The 20,832-nt window shown below is 42.1% G+C and carries 17 protein-coding genes and 1 riboswitch; of the genes, 5 read left to right on the top strand and 12 right to left on the bottom strand.

Annotated features, from left to right (window positions below):
- Window positions 1-81: 81 nt before the first annotated feature.
- On the top strand, window positions 82-984 hold the full coding sequence (locus BCU94_RS02365; RefSeq protein ID WP_102437194.1) for a LysR family transcriptional regulator: 903 nt from the start codon (window positions 82-84) through the stop codon (window positions 982-984).
- Window positions 985-1,053: 69 nt separating this feature from the next.
- Here BCU94_RS02365 and BCU94_RS02360 read toward each other — a convergent pair whose 3' ends face one another.
- The 8 genes from BCU94_RS02360 to BCU94_RS02325 all read right to left on the bottom strand — a co-directional run bounded on the left by BCU94_RS02360 (window position 1,054) and on the right by BCU94_RS02325 (window position 10,222).
- A complete protein-coding gene (locus BCU94_RS02360) occupies window positions 1,054-1,317 on the bottom strand; it encodes a chemotaxis protein (protein WP_102437192.1) in 264 nt (87 codons plus the stop codon).
- 81 nt (window positions 1,318-1,398) lie between these two features.
- Complete coding sequence (gene thiH, locus BCU94_RS02355; protein ID WP_102475530.1) at window positions 1,399-2,508, bottom strand: 2-iminoacetate synthase ThiH; 1,110 nt, start codon at window positions 2,506-2,508, stop codon at window positions 1,399-1,401.
- A 95-nt stretch (window positions 2,509-2,603) separates the two neighbouring features.
- A complete protein-coding gene (locus BCU94_RS02350; protein ID WP_102437190.1) occupies window positions 2,604-3,368 on the bottom strand; it encodes a thiazole synthase in 765 nt (254 codons plus the stop codon).
- Between the two features lie 2 nt (window positions 3,369-3,370).
- Window positions 3,371-3,574, bottom strand: coding sequence for a sulfur carrier protein ThiS (gene thiS, locus BCU94_RS02345; RefSeq protein ID WP_102437188.1), 204 nt, complete (start codon window positions 3,572-3,574; stop codon window positions 3,371-3,373).
- A gap of 22 nt (window positions 3,575-3,596) precedes the next feature.
- The gene (locus BCU94_RS02340) at window positions 3,597-4,430 is read right to left on the bottom strand and encodes a HesA/MoeB/ThiF family protein (RefSeq protein WP_102475514.1); all 834 of its coding nucleotides are present in this window, start codon (window positions 4,428-4,430) and stop codon (window positions 3,597-3,599) included.
- Window positions 4,427-6,232, bottom strand: coding sequence for a thiamine phosphate synthase (gene thiE, locus BCU94_RS02335; RefSeq protein WP_102475513.1), 1,806 nt, complete (start codon window positions 6,230-6,232; stop codon window positions 4,427-4,429). The genes BCU94_RS02340 and thiE overlap by 4 nt, the downstream gene beginning before the upstream one ends.
- A gap of 2 nt (window positions 6,233-6,234) precedes the next feature.
- Window positions 6,235-8,301 carry a phosphomethylpyrimidine synthase ThiC gene (thiC, locus tag BCU94_RS02330; RefSeq protein WP_102475512.1) on the bottom strand — a complete coding sequence of 689 codons (2,067 nt, stop codon included), beginning with the start codon at window positions 8,299-8,301 and terminating at the stop codon, window positions 6,235-6,237.
- 255 nt (window positions 8,302-8,556) lie between these two features.
- Window positions 8,557-8,656, bottom strand: a riboswitch (TPP riboswitch).
- Between the two features lie 225 nt (window positions 8,657-8,881).
- Window positions 8,882-10,222: a hypothetical protein gene (locus BCU94_RS02325; protein ID WP_102475511.1), complete on the bottom strand. Its 1,341-nt coding sequence runs from the start codon at window positions 10,220-10,222 to the stop codon at window positions 8,882-8,884.
- A 260-nt stretch (window positions 10,223-10,482) separates the two neighbouring features.
- On the opposite strand from BCU94_RS02325, the gene BCU94_RS02320 reads away from it, so the two are divergent.
- The 3 genes from BCU94_RS02320 (at window position 10,483) to BCU94_RS02310 (ending at window position 12,537) form a co-directional block, all read left to right on the top strand.
- Window positions 10,483-11,163 (top strand): hemolysin III family protein, encoded by a 681-nt coding sequence (locus tag BCU94_RS02320; protein WP_102475510.1) that lies wholly within the window; start codon window positions 10,483-10,485, stop codon window positions 11,161-11,163.
- Window positions 11,164-11,365: 202 nt separating this feature from the next.
- Entirely contained in the window at window positions 11,366-11,710 is a 345-nt protein-coding gene (locus BCU94_RS02315) for an MGMT family protein (protein WP_102437176.1), read from the top strand.
- A 23-nt stretch (window positions 11,711-11,733) separates the two neighbouring features.
- Complete coding sequence (locus BCU94_RS02310; protein WP_241901099.1) at window positions 11,734-12,537, top strand: DUF3108 domain-containing protein; 804 nt, start codon at window positions 11,734-11,736, stop codon at window positions 12,535-12,537.
- On the opposite strand, the gene BCU94_RS02305 is transcribed toward BCU94_RS02310, so the two are convergent.
- Complete coding sequence (locus tag BCU94_RS02305; protein ID WP_102437174.1) at window positions 12,520-13,299, bottom strand: class II glutamine amidotransferase; 780 nt, start codon at window positions 13,297-13,299, stop codon at window positions 12,520-12,522. The genes BCU94_RS02310 and BCU94_RS02305 overlap by 18 nt on opposite strands.
- 240 nt (window positions 13,300-13,539) lie before the next feature.
- On the opposite strand from BCU94_RS02305, the gene fadE reads away from it, so the two are divergent.
- Complete coding sequence (gene fadE, locus BCU94_RS02300) at window positions 13,540-15,987, top strand: acyl-CoA dehydrogenase FadE (protein ID WP_102437172.1); 2,448 nt, start codon at window positions 13,540-13,542, stop codon at window positions 15,985-15,987.
- A gap of 122 nt (window positions 15,988-16,109) precedes the next feature.
- Here fadE and BCU94_RS02295 read toward each other — a convergent pair whose 3' ends face one another.
- The 3 genes from BCU94_RS02295 to BCU94_RS02285 form a co-directional block, all read right to left on the bottom strand.
- Complete coding sequence (locus BCU94_RS02295; protein WP_102475509.1) at window positions 16,110-16,445, bottom strand: Fis family transcriptional regulator; 336 nt, start codon at window positions 16,443-16,445, stop codon at window positions 16,110-16,112.
- A 155-nt stretch (window positions 16,446-16,600) separates the two neighbouring features.
- Window positions 16,601-19,693: an efflux RND transporter permease subunit gene (locus BCU94_RS02290; protein ID WP_102475508.1), complete on the bottom strand. Its 3,093-nt coding sequence runs from the start codon at window positions 19,691-19,693 to the stop codon at window positions 16,601-16,603.
- Window positions 19,690-20,772 (bottom strand): efflux RND transporter periplasmic adaptor subunit, encoded by a 1,083-nt coding sequence (locus BCU94_RS02285; protein WP_102475507.1) that lies wholly within the window; start codon window positions 20,770-20,772, stop codon window positions 19,690-19,692. The genes BCU94_RS02290 and BCU94_RS02285 overlap by 4 nt, the downstream gene beginning before the upstream one ends.
- Window positions 20,773-20,832: the final 60 nt, after the last annotated feature.

Here is a 20,832-nt window from a genome sequence, read left to right as displayed (position 1 = left end):
CGCGTTCTCGATTGCCTTCAAGAGCGTATCACTGTGTGATACGCTCTTTTTAATATTGACCTGTAAACTAATGAGTTTTGTATGAATAGAGCAAAATCCACACTTGAGCAATGGCGAATTATTCAATCTGTAGTGGACTTTGGTGGTTACGCCCAAGCAGCAGAAAAGCTGAATAAAAGCCAATCTTCGCTCAATCACGCTGTGGCTAAACTACAAAACCAACTTGGGATTCAATTACTTGAAGTAAAGGGACGCAAAGCTTACCTAACGCAGCAAGGTGAAGTACTACTCAGGCGCTCACGTCACTTAACCCAAACCGTTGATGAACTTGAGCAACTTGCGAGCAATTTAGGACAAGGCTGGGAGCCCAACTTGACCATTGCCCGCGAAATCATCTATCCAATGCAATTTCTTGTGGACGCCTTAAAAGCCTTTTGGCCCGATAGCCGTGGGACCCGAGTGACTGTCATTGACTCGGTGATCACAGGCACACAAGAATTAATTGACAATAACATCGCCGATATCGCTATTTGCGGTATTCCTGCAAAAGGCCATATTGCCGAGTTCCTGTGTGAGTCAGACTTATACCTTGTATGCAGTCCGACTCATCCATTAACCCAGTGCGGTATTGTTGCCGATGAAACAGAGCTGGCGCAGCACTTACAAGTGGTCATTAAAGACACTGCAACTGAAAAATCAGTAGATACTGGTTGGTTAAAGTCAGAGCAGCGCTGGACAGTATCAAACTTTCACGAAGCAAAAAACGTGTTACAAAGTGGCATTGGCTTTTGTTGGGCGCCCGCTTATTTGGTCGAGGATGATATTCGCCAAGGTAAGCTCGCTAGGCTTATTCTTAAAGGCAGTAAAAGTCGTAAAATTGCATTAACTTTGGTTATCCCTAACCGAGATAATCAGGGGCCTGCCAGTAAATTGTTAGAATCTTTAATTTTATTACAGCACGATATTGACCAAAACAAGCCTTGATAGATATCTGATTTATTTAGCTTTAATGATACTCAAAGTCATTAATGCCAGCTCAAGTTACATTGAGTTCTACACTGAGACATCGATTATGGTGCCAATGTTTTCAGACCAGACATTTATCACATCTACTGCAACCTCGGCGTGAGAAATAGCTTGCTGAGCATCAATCAGGGCCGCTGTTTGCGAGCTAAGCGTGACGCTATCTGCAGTTATTAGTACTGAGGCAGAACTTAGCGTTTCTGGGATGGCTACCGCCGTGGTCGCCTGCGCTAAATCATTGTGCGCCTGTTGCAGTCCTTGAACACCGAGGGTAAAACTTGATGCTATTTCCATGATACAACTCCTTTTGAAACAACCTAATAGCAAGTTATATCACATTGAATAGTCTTGATAAAATGCATACCAATTTAAAAACTAATACCAGTTTGTCTCCCAATCTTTCCATACTGGGTTAAGCCCTGACTTTTGTATTTGCTGCACCATTTGCACCGCGCTGCGCTCATCTGAGATTTCAAATTGATCCAACTGGGTGTTGGGATTTTGATAACCACCAGGTTGGGTAGAGCTGCCAGCGCTGATATGAGTCACCCCTAAAGGCAATAAGTTGTTACGTAACTGCTGGGTTTCTCTGGTAGATAAACTAATTTCAAGCTGGGGGTTAAACAATCGAAACGCACAGATCAATTGCACTAAGCCCACATCAGTTAATTCGACTTTAGGACTAATTCCACCGGTACACGGTCTTAATCTCGGTAAAGAAATACTGTAACGACTGCGCCAGTGATGTTTTTCTAAATAGGCCAAATGATAGCCCATTAATAACGCATCTACGCGCCAACTGTCTAATCCGAGCAATACCCCTAATCCCACTTTATCAACCCCAGCCGCCGCGACCCTTTCTGGTGTAGTGAGCCGATAAGTAAAGTCTTGTTTTTTACCTCTGGTATGATGCTTGGCATAGGTTTGGCGATGATAAGTTTCTTGATATACCATCACAGCATCGAGCCCTAACCCCACCAGCTGGGCGTATTCATCTTGCGCCAAAGGCTGTACTTCGATTGCTACATAACTGAAATGCTGTTTTACCAGTGGCAAGATGGTTTTAAAGTATTCAATGCCTACTTTGGTTTCATGTTCTCCAGAAACCAGTAATATTGAATCAAAACCTCGCTGTTTAATGATTTGAATTTCAGCTAATAATTCGGTCTCTGTTAAGGTTTTTCGTTTGAGTTTATTACTCATAGAAAAACCGCAATAGTCACACTCATTTGCGCACAAGTTAGATAAATACAATGGCAGGTATAAACCAATATTAGCCCCAAAGCGTTGCCGGGTTATCTGATATGCCCGCTGCGCCATCGTTTCTAAAAAAGGTAATGCTGCAGGCGATAAAAGCGCGATTAAACTGTCAATATGACCTTGGGGGCGCTGTAATGCTTGTTGCACATCAGCTTCAGTGCTGCTATTAATCCGCATTGATAAATCGATTAAATCTAGCTGTTTAAATTGCTCGACAAAACTCATGGTGCGCCACTCTATTAACTTAATTTGTTGAACCAACCGCATTCAAAGTTAAATTACTCAAACCAAATCATTCACCTGTAAGGGAATAATCTGGCTTACAGATGTAAAAATTGCGTCAGCGGGCTAGTATGTTCTGCCTGTTTGGTAACACTGCCAAGTCCGGCGGTATAGGCATCACGACCGGTTCTAACCGCAAAATCAAAACACCGCGCCATCACTATGGGAGATTGACTACTGGCAATCGCAGTATTGACTAGCACGGCATCTGCGCCCAGCTCCATTGCTCGGCTAGCTTGCGAAGGTGCGCCAATCCCAGCATCAACAACCACCGGCACATTAGCTTGCTCAATGATCATCTCTAAAAAAGGCTCAGTGGCTAAACCTTGATTACTGCCGATAGGACTGCCTAACGGCATCACAGCGGCGCAGCCCACTTCCTCTAGCCGGTAACACAGCACAGGATCTGCATGAACATAAGGCAACACAATAAAGCCTTTTTTACACAAGACTTCGGCAGCTTTAAGGGTTTCAATAGCATCTGGCATCAAGTATTTCGGATCTGGATGGATTTCAAGTTTGATCCACTTTGTGCCAAGCATTTCACTGGCAAGTTCTGCTGCAAAAATAGCTTCTTTAGCGGTTCTTGCCCCTGCAGTATTGGGTAATAACTTAACTCCCATTTGCTGTAATGGCGTCAACAAGTCATCATAGTCTTTACTATGATCAATACGCTTCATTGCGAGGGTCACTAATTGTGAGTTAGAGGCTTCAATGGCAGCTAGCATAGTGTTAGCATCGCTAAACTTTCCTGTACCTGTAAATAAACGAGACTCAAATTGATGTCCGGCTATGGTTAACATAATCACCCCCCTGCTACAGCTGAAAAGACGTCTACTTTATCATTAGGCTGGCATTGAATGGCCTGCCAGCGACTTCTTGGTACAACTTGTTGATTGAGCACTAATGCCAGTGCTTTGGGATTAAGTTGTTTAGACTCTATTAGCGCTAATAAGCTTGGCGCTTGTTGCAACTGCTCTGGTTGGCCATTAAATTCAATTTCAATCATGTTTAATCCTTTTGCGGTAAAGTTATCTGCATGAGTTGACGTCATTTGTTGACGCTGTAATAGCTGCGCTACAACAACTACATTTAGGGTCTTGATTCATTTGTATAATCTGCCATTGCAAGCTTTTAGCATTAAACACATGTAACTTACCCGCTAGCTGGCCTTTGCCTAAGTCATCGGCTGTTAACCAATTTAGCCCCAATAAACTTTGCATTGATGCAACCGTTTGAACAGCAGCAGTGTTAACCCCCATTGATACACATGTTTGTGAAACATGAGTATCTTGTGGGTACAGGCATTGATAACAGCCCCTTTGCGGATAGTCAGTTGAGCTGCAAAATAATTGCCCATCATTAGCGGAAATCGCTGCGCTAATTAGCCCTGTAGCGTGACGAACACAAACTTCATTAATCATTAAGCGGCTAGTAAAGTTGTCAGTGCAATCAAACACCAGATCGACAGATTCAACTAATTTTGCACCATCTGTATCAGCGCCAAAGGCCTGCTCAATTGCCATGATATTTACGTCTTCATAGGCTGCTGCTAACTTATCTTTGGCAAGCAGCGCTTTACTTAAACCAATATCTTGTTCGTCAAAAAGTAATTGCCGCGACAGATTTGAAAGCTCTACCTTGTCATGATCCATCAATATCAGTTCTCCAACTCCCGCGGCGGCCAATTGCTGGGCAACACTGTGACCTAAACCACCGATTCCGATGATCAGTAGCCGGCTATTAAGTAATTTAAGCTGACCAAGCTCACCCATATCAGTCAGTAAAATATGACTGGCATACTTGATAAACTGCTTGGAAGTGAGCCCACTCTTATTAGCTTGACGCTGTTGTGTAATCGTCATGACACTGGCTCACACTGCTGTAGTTTCACTGATGGCTTGTGGGATTTTACATGTGATTGCCTTGGCTGTTGCTGAGGTTGTTGCTGAGGTTGTTGTGCAGCCGCTAGATGCCATTGCTGCTCTAACAATGAATAAGCCTTGGCAGGGTTTTCTGCTTCAGTAATGGCTCTTACCACGGCAACACTATCAACCCCAGTGGCTTTGATATCCGTTATAACACTTGCATCAATACCACCGATGGCCACGGTTGGGCATACGTTATTAAGTAATGCACTGTAGCGTGCTAATTTTGCTAAGCCTTGAGGCTTTGACGGCATCACCTTAGTGGTCGTTGGGAAAATATGCCCTAAGGCGATATAGGATGGATTTAATTGCTGAGCTAATAGAATTTCAAATACGCTGTGGCTAGATAACCCAAGGGCTAGCCCTGCCGCTGAAATTTCATTTAAGTCAGCTAACTCAAGGTCTTCTTGACCTAAATGAACCCCGAATGCACCAAGCTGTATTGCCAGTTGCCAATGATCGTTAATAAACACTTGGGCGTTATATTGCTTACCCAGAGCTATTGCGCGGCTAATATCTTGTACTAGTTTGGTTTGCTGAGCATCATTAGAGACCTCATTGACAGCATTAGCTTTAATTCGCAGCTGCACTGTGGTGCAATTGGCTTCTAACACACTTTGCAGCATAGTCACGTCATCCACAACCGGATAAACACCAATGCCCTTATGCAGCGCAGGAAAGCGGCAATCTAGGTAGCCCTGAGCTGTATTTATTAATCCATTGCTAAACTTTCCACCAGCAGCTAATTCTTGCTGTGTTTTGCCTAAATTGTTAATTTCAGCGCCACTTACGGCAGTAATTTCAGGGTAGTATTGTATTTCATCAGGCCAAGCGGTTTTTGCCACTGGCCCTGCGCCTTTACCAAATGATTCACTGCACACTAATCCCTTGAGTACATATGCTTTTGCCATCACAACGGCATCATGAAGTACATAGTTATGGGCTAAAAAGCATGCTATCGCAGTGGATAAGGTGCAACCTGTGCCATGGTTATTACTTGTATTAACTCGCTCGCTATTAAGCCAATAAGCTTGATATTGATGGGCGTCACTCACGCCGTGAACTTTACGGCAAATGAACAAATCATTGGCTTTGGTTTGTTGCCATACTGCATCACCGCCTTTGGCGAGCACATGACAATGAAGCTGTTTAACCAGTTGCGCTGCCGCACTATAAAAACCATCACTTGAGTCTAGGCTTTGGCTTTTAATTGTGCACTGAGGTTCAAATGCCACGCTGTTAGTATCAGTCAGCGTGTGTAACTCCCTAACATTAGGGGTAATTAAGCTAATTAGGCCTTTAAAAGGGCTAAAATCTAACGGCTTTTTTGCGCGCTCATTTAAGCTATCACCACTACTGGCAACCATGACAGGATCTAAAATAATCGGGATCAGCTCGTTAGCTAAACTCTGACTTTTAAATGCCTTTAACCAATGAGCAATGAGTACCAATTGTTGTTGTTTGGCAATTAAGCCAATTTTTATAGCTGCTGGCGCTAAATCGCTAGCAAGTGTATTTAGCTGAGCCAATAAGATGGATTCTGACACAGCCTCGACTAGTGTTACAGCCACCGAATTTTGCGCAGTAACAGTGGTAATTGTGCTGCAGCCAAAACACTGTAAGTCATTTATAGTTGCTAAATCTGCCTGTATGCCGGCGCCGCCACCACTATCTGAACCGGCAATAGTCCAGACGATGGGCGACATGGTTTCTAAGCTATGTGGTTGTGAAACATTCATGGTTAAGCCTCTAATTCAGCAGTGGTCTTAACAGCTAAATCTGCGCTTGTTGCTGTGTCTGGCTTAGAAGGTAACGGATGATAAATTGCATAGCCTGTGGCTTTAAATTCAGCTGACTTTTGTGCCATGGCTGATTGAATATCTACACCGCTACTAACGCTTATATCTGCACTTGCGTCTACGGAATTAACATTGTGATTAGAGTGTGCCTGCAGGTGTTTAAATTCGCTAGCGTCAAGCACGTTCACCTTTTGTAACTGATCACGCGCTTGCTTTGCAGCGTATTCACGCACTTCTTGAGTGATTTTCATTGAGCAAAACTTTGGCCCACACATAGAACAAAAATGCGCAACTTTGGCAGACTCTTGGGGGAGCGATTCATCGTGATAAGCACGAGCGGTATCTGGGTCTAAGCCTAAGTTATATTGATCTTCCCAGCGAAATTCGAACCTTGCTTTTGATAAGGCATTATCACGAATTTGCGCACCAGGGTGACCTTTAGCCACATCGGCAGCATGAGCTGCAATTTTATAAGCGATAAGTCCTTGTTTAACGTCTTCTTTATTCGGTAAACCTAAATGCTCTTTAGGAGTGACATAGCACAGCATGGCCACGCCATACCAAGCCATCATTGCCGCCCCTATCCCTGAGGTGAAGTGATCATAACCTGGCGCAATATCGGTGGTTTGTGGGCCGAGTGTGTAAAAAGGCGCTTCATCACAATGGGCAAGCTGCTTTTCCATATTCACTTTAATGAGCTGCATCGGTACATGGCCTGGGCCTTCAATGATGGTTTGCACATCATTTTCCCAAGCAATGTTAACCAGCTCGCCTAAGGTTTCTAATTCAGCAAATTGCGCTTCATCATTGGCATCGGCAATACTGCCCGGCCGCATACCATCGCCTAATGACAATGACACATCGTAGGCAGCGCAGATTTCGCAAATCTCTCTAAAGTGCTCATACAAAAAACTTTCTTTATGGTGACTTAAACACCACTTTGCCATGATGGAACCACCACGAGAAACGATGCCAGTAAGACGTTTTGCCGTCATTGGTACATAACGCAGCAGTACCCCAGCATGGATGGTAAAGTAATCGACGCCCTGCTCTGCCTGTTCAATCAAGGTATCTTTGAAAATGTCCCAATTTAGGTCTTCAGCGACACCATTTACTTTTTCTAACGCTTGATAGATGGGCACTGTACCAATGGGGACAGGAGAGTTTCGAATGACCCATTCACGGGTTTCATGGATATAGCGCCCCGTAGACAAATCCATTACAGTGTCAGCGCCCCACCTCGTTGACCAGACCAGCTTTTCAACTTCTTCTTCAATTGAAGACGTCACAGCAGAATTACCAATATTGGCATTAACTTTGACTAAAAAGTTACGCCCAATGATCATTGGCTCAGCTTCTGGATGATTAATGTTTAACGGGATAATGGCGCGGCCGCGGGCAACTTCATCACGGACAAATTCAGCGGTAATAGGCTGGCCAATGTGAGCGCCAAAAGCTTCACCGGGGGCTTTTTGAGTCAAAATCTCATCAGTGACTTGCTCTCTAGCCATATTCTCGCGAATGGCAATATATTCCATCTCAGGTGTGATAATGCCTTTACGAGCGTAATGCATTTGAGTAACGCGGCGGCCTGACTTGGCTTTTTTAGGGCGAACAAGGGCTTCAAAACGCAAATGATCTAAACCGTCGTCAACCAAACGCTGTTGGGTAAAGTCAGAGCTAACTCCATCAAGTTGCTCTGTATCTTCGCGCTCTTCAATCCAAGCTTGGCGAAACTTGTTTAAGCCTAAACGGACATTAATTTCAGCATCAGGATCTGAATAGGCACCGGCGCAATCATAAACTTTAATGGCTGGGTTGGCTTCAGTCACGGGCGCATCTTCACTACCGCCAAGGATAGTATCGCTTTGATGAATTTGACGCATGCCCACTAACAGATCGGGGCGGGATCCGCTCAGATAGATCTTTTCAGAATTTGGGTGCTGTAAAGGTTTTAGGGTTTCAATAAAATTTTGCGCTTGAGCGCGGGTTTCACGACGATTTGACATAAGCAACCTCAAAATAAAAAAATAGAGTTGCTTGCCTGGAGAATTGTTGATGACGAGCGAGTTAACATTAACTCTGTAATTGACTTGAATTTACACCTTAACTTTGGACCTTAAATATCGGCAAATGGCGGGTTAAATTAACTTCAGCAATAACTCTGCTTTAATTAATTCTATCTTTTATTTTGCACTAATATTTATGATCTAGCCACGCAGCCATTCACTATAAAATTGCTGCTGACTGTAGGGTAAAAATAAGCAAATTAACTGCTTGTTTCCTTCGCAGGTTCTAGCCTGATCAGGTTCAACGGATCCCGAATAAACGGTCTCAGCCATAAAGGCACTCCGACAAGATGGCTGCAGTATAGTCAGCTTATTTAATAAAATACAAGTCTATGACAATTTTCGAATCGGAATATGAGTTAAATTATTTCACTAATTAAAATACTGTTATATATGAATTTAATTTACAACCAAGCGATTAAGACCCAATTAATACAGAAATAATTTGATAAATAAATTTGATAAATATTATTCATTTTTGATGTTGTTGAAATAAATCTTTTGTGAAAGTCTGAACAGTTCAAGGTAATTTAAGTTTCGATAAGCGTTGTTGAATGGCGTTATCTAGTGCTTTTTTTGTTTTGCCTCCTTCACATGGGTGTCCTAAATCTAAGCCTTCGGCATAAGGGTTAATTTGGGTTGGTAATGCCACCAATCGATGGCAAGTTTCACCAATCTTAACAATTCTATTTGGATCTAAACGATGATTGAGGGTAGTTGGTTGGCGCTTATCTTCTATTACTATTAACTCTATATCATCCATTTCAGGGGTTAACTCACTGGTGCTGGCACCACTAACAGAAGTCGCTAAATGGGCTTGCTGACTTATTTGCTGATTAACTTGTTGTTGATTGAGTTTATTTATAAAGGAATGGCTAGCTTGATTGATGGCCGATAAATTGTCGCTTGTTATGGTATTGGCCTCTGAGATGGTTTCATTAAACAATTGTGGCTTAAATAGATGTTCGTTACTGCTATCTTTTTGCTGCTGCAGATACATGCTATCAACTGAAGACCAATCGAACTGGTGCGTTTCGGCTTGCACTGCTTCTGCTATTGGCAATTTTTCAATTATGGGCTTGTAGTCAATGGGCTTTTGGTTAACAGCTTTTTGGTCAATAGGCTTTGGGGAAATTGCCTTTTGATTGACAGTATCTTTTGGGCTAGTTGCAACTGCAGGCGCTATTGAGCTTGTATCGACAACCTTATTAGTACTTTGTTTGTTCGATATAGTTTGATCGATTATTTCTTCATTGGTAATGACTTCACTGACGACCTCTTCAATCAAGGCTTGTTCACTTGGCAGGGTCTTAGCTAGCTGGGTAATTTGCTCAGCCGTTAAAAAGTAGGCTTTTATTTCTTGGTTGTTACTTTCAGATGTCGCAGCTTTAACGGCTTGTTCACGGCTGATCTCGACAAAATGGCTAATGGTGTTATCAGCTAAGGAAAATAGCATAAACACCAGCACAACATGTAGCCCTGCAACAATAATGCTCGATGGTGATGTCAGTATCTTTTTAAACTCGTTATCAGAATTTTGTTTTAAAAAGCGACCTTGATTATTTTGATTGTCGATCAGCCCACAGATCAGCGGTAATGTTTGGGCTTTAATTACATCAGTGCTCATTATTTCAGTGCTAGTTACTTCAGTGCTAGTTGCATTCACCGTTTGTAACATCACAACATGATCACAGAAATCTATCACTTCAACCGCAGATTCTTGGCGGCTTGCATTTATGTAAAGCTGTCCATGTGAAACTTGTGTGCCATTTAAGCCTGTCGAATTTCCACTAGCACCCGGTTCAAAATTAGTGTTTTCTGCCAATCCTTGTGTTAAATGTTTATCACCACCTTGGTTCATTACTCGCGCCTCCTGTCGCTTTTGAATCACTGGATATAAATCGTGCTAGATCAGACTTCAACCACAAGCTGACCATAAACTAGATGATAAAAAAGCCATTAAGTTCATTTAATTTATGTCGATGACACACGACTCCCCACAAAATCAGACAGTTATCATAGCGTCAAACTTAAGCTTACACGTGTACGCTAAAGTCATGGCCTATTATGAATATTGCTGGTAGACTCAATGTAAATTGCTTAACAAGGTTGTATGCAACTATGTCACTTGAGTTAGATGCTAATCAAACATTAGCACCAACACCTACATCAAAGTCAGACTATGGTGTGATTGAGGAATTAGCTAACAGTATCACCCATGGTATAGGGGTACTTGCGGGTATCGCCGCGCTAATTGCAATGCTAATAAAAGCGAATGGCCAACTTAATATCGCTGACACTATCGGGATCACTGTGTATGGATTAAGTATTATTATGCTTTTTCTGGCCTCAACCTTATACCATTCCAGTAAAAGCCCCTTATGGCGTAAACGCTTTAAAATGGCTGATCACTGTGCAATCTATTTGCTTATTGCTGGTACATACACACCTTTAATGTCAATTAGCCTTCAAAATGATAGTGCTACGCTAATACTAACTGCAATATGGTTATTAGCCTTAGGCGGTATTATTTTTAAAACCTTATTTATTGGCCGCTTCAAAGGGCTAAGTGTTATTTTGTATCTTGTTATGGGCTGGCTTTGTGTCACCATCATGGGAGATTTAATCAAAGGCATGTCAGATTTAGGCTTTAACCTATTACTTGCAGGTGGGGCTTTTTATAGCATCGGGGTTATTTTTTATGTCAATAAGCGTATTCCTTATAATCATGCTATTTGGCATTTATTTGTACTTGCAGGCGCCTTGTCTCATTTCTTGTGTATTTATTTAACAGTCATATAAACCTGCTTTATATCCACAGTATTAACCCTGTCAGTATTTCGTCTCACTGTTATAAACTCACTCAAAAAGTATCGCTCATCAACCATGAGCGATAACCAACACTCATAAGCTGGCTATTGAATACTTACTATTGTCTACTTAACTCGCAACACCAAAGCGGGTTACAATAAATTATCATCCCATACCTGATCAAAAGCCATCAATGGAAAACCTTAGCCCAAAGCAAAGAATTTGGTTTATTGTAAATATGATCCCCACAGGTCATGTTTTAGCTTATGGTAAAGTGGCTGACTTAGCTGGGCTACCAGGTAGAGCCAGGTATGTGTCTAAAGCACTCAAAGACGCCCCCGATAACCTAAACTTACCTTGGTATAGAGTGATTAACAGCCAAGGAAAAATTTCTTTTAAAGTCAATTCTATTCATTTCCAAAATCAGCAACAGCGACTAAGATCAGATGGAGTAGAAGTGAACCAAGGCAAGGTTTCATTGTCAAAATATGAATGGCGCCCTGACATTGCAACCCTTGTCATGTCGTTACCTTTTTAAATATTGCATGGGTAGGTATTACTTTGATTAGAAAATTCACCGCTTTATTAGCCAATATTATTGTCATTACATTGTCTCAGGCCCCTAATGCTGTCGCTTCTGATGACAAGGAAAACCTCGAGTACCTCAAAGCATTAACCCCTCACTCTGCTGAATATCGGGTGTTCTATGGCAGTATCGAACTCGGTAAAGCTCGCTACCAGTTGCCTGAAAGTGATAATGGCTACTATAACTATCGCTTTGATAGCGATATCAGCTTATTAATGCTATCGGATGTGCGTAACCTTAATAGTGAGTTCAAACTCGAAGATGGCAAGGTTAAGCCCATCCGCTATATGAGTAAACGTAGCGGCACCGGATCTGACTACACAGAGCAAACCGCCTTTGCTGCTGGACAAGGCGTTATCCACACCATATATAAAGACGAAAGAGAGAAATTACCCTTTGCCGAGGATATCTACGATCCCTTGGTATCTCAATTAATATTTAGAATGGATATGTACCGCCAACCCGAATTGCTTAAATACAAAATGGTCAAAGAAAAAGAGTTTGATGATTATGAATTTAAAATTGTCGGCAAAGAACAAGTGATATTAGACAGTGGCACTTATCAAACCGTAAAAATAGAAGTGGTACGAAAAAGTAAAAAGCGCCAAACCTTTTTTTGGATGGCGCCAGAATTAAACTACTTACCCGTGCGTTTAAGTCATTTTTCTAAAGGTAGTAAGCAGCTTGATATTCAGTTAGATAATTATCAAATTCAGCAAGCAATAGAATCCGATACAGCTGTTACTAAAGCAAACGCTGGATTAACTGTTAATCAGTAATTCGCCTTGCCTAAATAACTTCCATTCGCCAGGCTGTAAAATATGCCACTGTTCGTTTTTTGTCAGCGGACGAGTAGCAATCACTGTAACGACATCATTGGGTGTCGTTTCTTTATTAAAATCAATAACCACATCAGTATCGATTAATTTGGCTTTGCCAAAAGGCGCACGGCGGGTAATGAAGCACAAATTATTAGTGCAATAACTCATTAAATCGACACCATCACTTAGGATCATATTAAAAACACCTAAAGCTCGAATGTCATCAGCCAGCGTTGCTACAAATTCAAACACCTGTTTCATGTCATCGGGTGGCGTATGACCAAACTCACCTAACACCTGTTCCATAATCCAGCAAAATGCCAGCTCACTGTCGGTGTCCCCAACAGGCTGAAAATGATTTACTTGAAACTTATTTTGGTAGTCTGATAACTGTCCATTATGGGCATAAGTCCAATATCGGCCCCATAACTCGCGGGTGAAAGGATGGGTATTTTCCAGCGCAACACAGCCACGGTTTGCTTGACGAATATGACTGACGACAATCTCACTTTTGATTGGATAAGATTTAATGAGCTGAGCGACATGGGATTCACTGCTAGGACGAGCATCTTTAAAGGTGCGGCTGCCCTTGCCTTCATAAAAAGTGATCCCCCAACCATCAACATGTGGCCCAGTAACACCACCTCTTTCAGCTAAGCCTGTGAAACTAAATACAATATCCGTTGGGACATTAGCGCTCATCGCTAGTAACTCACACATGAAACACGCCTTAAAAATATAATTAACTCAAAATATTACGTAATTTATATTGTACCTAGTGCAGAAAAAAATTGGCATTTTTATTAAACAAAATATTTTAAACAATTGTTTGAAATAACTTGTAATCAGCGCCAGTTAGGTTTAATTTTATGTGATACAGGTCAGACCACGGTCAGTTCTGTGAATAGGATCATTAATTTGTAGGTGTTTAAATATTAAACACTTTTAAGGAGAAAGACAGTGGAGACACTTATTTGGATCATCGCCATGATCGCGGTACTCGGCGCAGCAACTTACTTGCGGGTGTCGTTATTAACAGCAACAATTGCAGCAGCAGTTGTAATGTTAATTGGTAGTGTATTAGATATTGTTGGCAGTCTAGCTTGGGTTGTCTATATAGTTTTAGCATTACCTTTAAATGTTAAATCATTTCGTCAGAATTTCATCTCACGTCCACTGCTTAAAGTATATCAAGGCATCATGCCTGAAATGTCTACCACTGAAAAAGAAGCCATTGAAGCAGGTACAACCTGGTGGGAAGCTGACTTATTCGCTGGTAACCCTAACTGGAATAAATTACATAACTACCCTAAAGCGCGTTTAACTGCTGAAGAGCAAGCGTTTTTAGATGGCCCAGTTGAAACTGTGTGTAAAATGGTTAACCAACATCAGGTTTCACATGAGCTAGCTGACCTTCCACAAGAAGTTTGGCAATACTTAAAAGACGAAGGCTTCTTCGCCATGATCATCAAAAAGAAATACGGTGGTCTTGAATACTCAGCTTATGCTCAGTCACGTGTATTGCAAAAATTAGCTGGCGTGAGTAGTGAACTTGCATCAACGGTTGGGGTACCAAACTCTCTAGGCCCTGGTGAGTTACTGCAACACTATGGTACGACTGAACAACAAGATCATTATTTACCGCGTTTAGCTAAAGGTCTTGAAGTGCCTTGTTTTGCACTTACTAGCCCAGAAGCTGGTAGTGATGCTGGCGCGATCCCTGATTTTGGTATCGTCTGTAAAGGTGAATGGGAAGGCGAAGAAGTGTTAGGTATGAAACTAACATGGAACAAACGCTACATTACCTTAGCACCAGTGGCGACAGTATTAGGTTTGGCATTTAAATTACGCGACCCTGACAGCTTATTAGGTGATACCGAAGATTTAGGTATTACTTGTGCCCTTATCCCTACTGATATTCAAGGGGTTGAAACCGGTCGTCGTCACTTCCCATTGAACTGTATGTTCCAAAATGGTCCAACTCGTGGCAACGAAGTATTCGTGCCACTGAGCTTTATCATTGGTGGCCCTGAAATGGCCGGTCAAGGCTGGCGCATGCTAGTTGAATGTCTCTCTGTAGGCCGTGGTATTACCCTGCCGTCAAACTCTGCTGGTGGCGTTAAAACAGCTGCATTAGCTACAGGTGCTTACGCTCGAATTCGTCGTCAGTTCAAACTACCTATCGGTAAATTAGAAGGTATTGAAGAGCCAATGGCACGTATTGGCGGTAATGCTTACTTGATGGATGCTGTAAGTTCATTAACTACTGTGGGGATTGGTCTAGGTGAAAAGCCATCAGTTATCTCTGCCATCGTTAAATTCCATTTAACCGATAGAATGCAAAAGTGTGTTATCGACGCCATGGATATTCACGGCGGTAAAGGTGTATGTCTAGGTCCAAATAACTATTTGGGTCGTGGTTATCAAGCAGCGCCGATTGCAATTACCGTTGAAGGTGCCAACATTTTAACCCGTTCTATGATTATTTATGGACAAGGCGCTATTCGCTGTCATCCATATGTATTAGCTGAAATGGAATCTGCTTTTGATACCACATCGGGTCAAGGCTTAAGTAACTTCGATGCTGCCATCTTCGGTCATATTGGCTTTGCGATGTCTAATTTTGTAAGAAGTTTCTGGATGGGCGTTACTTCTAGCCGCTTCACCAAATCACCTTATAATGATAAAACGAAACGTTATTATCAGCAGATGAATCGTTTCAGTGCTAACTTAGCCCTGCTTTCGGATTTAGCGATGGCAACACTTGGCGGTAACCTTAAGCGTAAAGAACGTATTTCAGCACGCTTAGGTGATTTATTAAGTCAGCTATATTTAGCGTCTGCAACGCTTAAGCGTTATGAAGATGATGGTCGTTTAACTGAAGATTTACCGTTAGTTCAATGGGCTGTAGAAGATTCACTACATAAACTACAAACATCTTTAGATGACTTACTGGATAACTTCCCTATGGGTCTTGGCATTGCACTTCGCGCTGTTATCTTCCCATTTGGTCGCCCACTAAAACGTCCTAGCGATGTATTAGACCATAAAGTGTCTAAAATTATGCAAACGCCATGTGCCAGTCGTGACCGTTTAGGCCAAGGCCAATTCTGGACAGCTTCAGAGCACAATGCGGTAGGTATTCAAGAGCAAACTTTATTAGATATTTTAGCTTCAGAGCCTTTATACGACAAAGTCTGTAAAGCTGCCGGTAAACGCCTACCATTTATGTGGTTAGATAAAGTCGCTGCACAAGGTAAAGCCTTAGGTGTGTTAAGTGATACTGAAGTGGCCTTACTTGAAAGAGCTGAAATTGGTCGTATGAAGTCAATCAATGTTGATGACTTTGACCCTGAAGAGCTTGAAGCAAAGGTTGTTAGTGAAGCCAAGCAAGTTAAAGCGGCTTAACTCACTTTTTAAAGCTAACTAAAAATACCAAAAGGGAAAGCATTGCTTTCCCTTTTTTATTTGCTGTAAACCAAAGTTAAGCTGCGCTAATTACCCTAGTGTTAAGCAAAAATAATAATGACTTAAGTTAAACGCTTTGCCCAATTACCCTCATGTTGACTATCACATGCCGCTTCACTGTCTAATACAATCTGCCCAGCAGTTATCTCCACAGAAACAGCCTGTAAATAATGGCTTATCATCTGCACAATAAACGCATCTTGCTTGGCTAATTTGACCTTGGTTATTTGCGCCTCATTACTAAATACACAAATCACTTTTAACGATTTAGGAAAAGCGGTGTAGTTTACCGAATGCGTGAGCCATAGAAAGCCCTCACACTCTGACATTAATAAATCACACACCAGTGTTAACTGCTGACGAATTTGGTTATCACGTTTCTTGTCGGATTTTTTCATCGTTAACCTTCGATTAGCTGTGAATTATAGGGTTGTCACTGAGTTGTCACTATACAGACATAAAAAAGCCAGTTGTGACTATTCACAACTGGCTTTTTGAAGTGCTTAAGTCAACATAGCGTTTATAACAGCTAATTCACTTAAGCAGATTGTCACTAAGTCGTTAACTCTTGTTCTAGTTGCTTGGCAATCGCTTCAGGCGAGCTACTGTTTCGGGCAAAGATACTGTAAGCCACCGGGATCACTAACAAGGTGAAGAAGGTTGCTAACAAAATACCTGATAACACTACCACGCCAATCACAAAACGTGTTTCAGAGCCCGCACCACTTGATAGCACCAATGGAATAGCACCAGCTGCAGTGGTAATACCGGTCATGAGGATCGGTCTTAAACGTTGGGATGAGGCTTGAATGACTGCTTGTTCAAACTCAATGCCTTTGTCACGCAATTGGTTGGCAAATTCAACAATCAAAATACCATTTTTAGCCGCTAGCCCCACCAGCATAATAATACCAATTTGACTGTAAATATTGATACTTTGTCCGGTAAACCATAGGCCAATTAATGCGCCTAGCGTAGCCAGAGGTACTGTAAGCATAATCACCATAGGATGCACATAACTTTCAAATTGCGCCGCCAATACTAAGAACACAATACCTAACGCTAGGATAAACACAAAGTACATGGAGTTGCCTGAACTTTGATAATCCAGCGATTGCCCTTTATAACTAATCACCGCTTCAGCAGGCAAATAGGTATAGGATAAATCATTAAGATAATCTAACGCTTCACCTAGACTATAGTCATCAGCCAAGTTTGCTTCGATAGTGATCGCCCGCATGCGGTTATAGCGATTTAAAGAGCTGGCATCAGCATACTCTTCTACAGTGACAATATTCGATAGTGGCACTAACTCGCCGGTTCGATCAGATCTCACGTAGATATTTTCTAAATCCGTAGCAGTATTTTGATTTTCACGATTACCTTCAATGATCACATCATATTCTTCCCCTTCTCGCATGAAGGTCGTCACTAAACGTGAGCCCAGCATCGATTCTAAGGTTCTGCCCACATGTGATATTGACACCCCTAAATCAGCAGCCCTGTCTTTATCAATTGACACTCTAAGTTGAGGTTTGGTTTCTTTATAATCATGATCAAGCCCGGTTAACATCGGATTTTCTTTAGCTTTTTCCATGATGATGTCTCGCCATAAAGCTAACTCTTCATAACTTGGACCACCTAATACAAACTGCACAGGCTTACCGACACCACGGCCAAAGGCTTGACGCATAATGGGAAATGCCCTGACCCCTGCTAAGTCCGAAATTCGAGCGCGAATATCAGTAATAATTTCACTGGCAGGACGTCGCTCGGCCCAATCTTCTAAAACGATAATCGCCATGCCGTTTGAAAAGTTTGCTGAGCGACCAAAACCACGAGGAGCGCGGATCAATAAGCGTTTCACATCACCCGATTCAACTAATGGCATTAAACGGCCTTCAATTTCATCCATGTACTTTTCAATGTACTCAAAGCTTGCTCCTTCAGGGCCATTAACCACCAAAAACATTGAGCCTCTATCTTCGCGAGGGGCAAATTCCTGAGGTACTTGTTTAAGCAAGTAGCCACTTAACGCAAAAGCCACCACGACAATTACGCCGATAAGATAGGGCTTTTTAATCGCACTCACCAAATGCGATTGATAAATAGCAGATAACTTATCCATCACGTCATCGACTTTACGTACTAACCAAGTGCTTTCACCGGCGGGTTTAAGCAACTTAGAGCACATCATTGGGCTTAGGGTTAATGCGACTAAGCTTGAGAAAATCACTGCGGCGCTCATGGTAACTGCAAACTCTTTAAACAGCTTACCTAAATCACCTTCTAAAAACGTGATCGGCATAAACACGGCAATTAATACCAATGTTGTCGCAACTACCGCAAAAGCAACTTCACGGCCACCTAAATAGGCCGCTTTAAGCGGTGAGTCACCTTGCTCAATACGGCGATGAATATTTTCTAACATCACAATGGCATCATCAACCACCATACCAATGGCAAGGATCATCGCCAGCAAAGTCAGTAAGTTAATGGTATAACCTAATGAATATAAAACAATAAAAGTCCCCATTAACGACACTGGAACAGTCAACGCTGGAATTAACATCGCGCGCACACTGCCTAGGAACAGATAAATCACCACTATCACTAATAGCATCGCGATAAATAAGGTTTGGTACACCTCTTTAATTGACGCTTCAATGAATACTGAGCTGTCGTATGAGCGCTTAATCTCCATTCCTGCTGGTAATGTCGGATTAATAACATCGACTAACGCATTGGCAGCACGGGCGACTTCTAAGGTGTTTGAGGTTGATTGTTTAGATACCCCTAAGCCAATCATTGATTCAGTATTACCGCGGAACATTATCCGCTCTTCTTCTGAGCCAATTTGCACTTTAGCCACATCACCAAGCTTCACTAAATAGCCATCATCACCTTGGGTAATAACAAGGCTGGCAAAGTCTTCAGCGGTTCTAAAGCTTCTATCAACCCTGACAGTAAAATGGCGCTCTTTTGACTCAATAGAACCCGCCGGAAGCTCAACGTTTTCTGAGCGCAGCGCAGATTCCACATCCGCTACGGTCAGTTTACGCGCTGCTAAAGCTTGTCTGTCTATCCACACTCGCATGGCATAAACTTTACCGCCACCTAAACGGATGTTGGCAACACCGTCGACAACTGAAAATCGATCGACCAAATAGCGTCGGGCATAGTCTGTTAGCTGTAATGTGTCCATTTGATCAGACACTAAGTTAAGCCACATGATCACTTCATCACCACCATTGGACTTTTCTACTTCTGGTGGGTCTGCCTCTTCTGGTAAGTTATCCAGTAACCCTGAAATTCTATCTCGAACATCATTGGTCGCCGCTTCAATATCACGGTTGATATTAAACTCTAAGGTAATAGAAGAGCGTCCATCACGGCTACTTGAGGTAATTTGTTTGATCCCTTCAACGCCGCTAATTCTGTCTTCAATTAATTGGGTAATGCGACTTTCAACCACTGAAGCACTCGCGCCGCGATAATTGGTATCAATCGATACTACCGGTGGATCAATGTTGGGGTATTCTCTAAGAGGCAACTTATCAAATGACACCATGCCAAGAATAATAATTAAAATACTAATAACAGAAGCAAATACCGGCCTCTTTACGGAAATGTCAGTGAGGATCATGCCGCATTCTCCACATCAGCGACATTGGCAAAGTTAAACGCTTCTGCAGCCTGAGTGGTGACTTCATCTCCCGGTCTTACTTTTAATAACCCGCGGATAATGACCGATTGACCAATTCCGACACCATCAAGAATTTCAACCCAACCTCGATTACGAATGCCTATTGTGACTTCTTTTCGCTCGACAATATTCTCTTCGTTAACTGTGTATACATAGTGTTTTGATTGAATAGGAATGATGGCAGACTCTGGTAATAATAAGGTTTCACGATTTTGTTTAATCAGTTTAACTTTCATCAACATGCCGGGTAATAACGCTGCATCGTCATTGGCAATAATAGCGCGAACTACCACAGCACGTGTTGTTGGGTTTACCCTTGTATCAATAGATGTTACCACACCTTTAAATATACGATCTGGATAAGCAATCGCTTTCGCTTCAACGGTTTTACCTAATTTGAGTTGTTGGATAAAACGCTCTGGCACTGAGAAATCAAGTTTAATTTTACTGACATCATCTAAGGTCGATATTTGGGTACCTGGTGACACTAAACTGCCGACACTGACAAGCTTTAGTCCCAAGCGACCACTAAATGGTGCATGAATGGCGCGATCACCCAAAGCAGCTTTAGCTTGCTCAAGCTCAGCGCGGGTCGTATCGATTAAGGTTTGTAATCTATCTCGCTCAAGTTCTGCTACCGTTTTACTGGTAACCAAACTACGAATTCTGTCGAGTTCACGTAAATTATCGCTGACTTTAAACTCAGCGGCTTTAACTTTGGCTAGCTGCTCGCGGTTACGTAATTGAACCAGCAAATCGCCTTTTTTAACCACATCTCCATCGTTAAATTTAATGTCTGCGATTTTCTCAGTGATTTTTGGTGTAATAGTAATAGACTCAAACGCTTTGTTGGTTCCTATTGCCTCAACCTCATCTCTTACTGGCAACATCGCCACTTTAGCAACAACAACGTTTGGGATAGGTTTAGCACGCACCTTGGCCTCTTCAGTAGGCTTCATAGATTGGTATGTAAACCAGCCTATCAGTAACGCAACGAGGAGAATTATTATTTTTTTCATCGGGATTCCATTCATCAAACTCAAAAACGATATGTTATGGGATTTAGCCAACCGCTAGTG

Source organism: Shewanella sp. 10N.286.52.C2, assembly GCF_002874545.1.
GTDB lineage: Bacteria > Pseudomonadota > Gammaproteobacteria > Enterobacterales > Shewanellaceae > Shewanella.
This window is presented reverse-complemented; position numbering and strand designations above follow the sequence as displayed.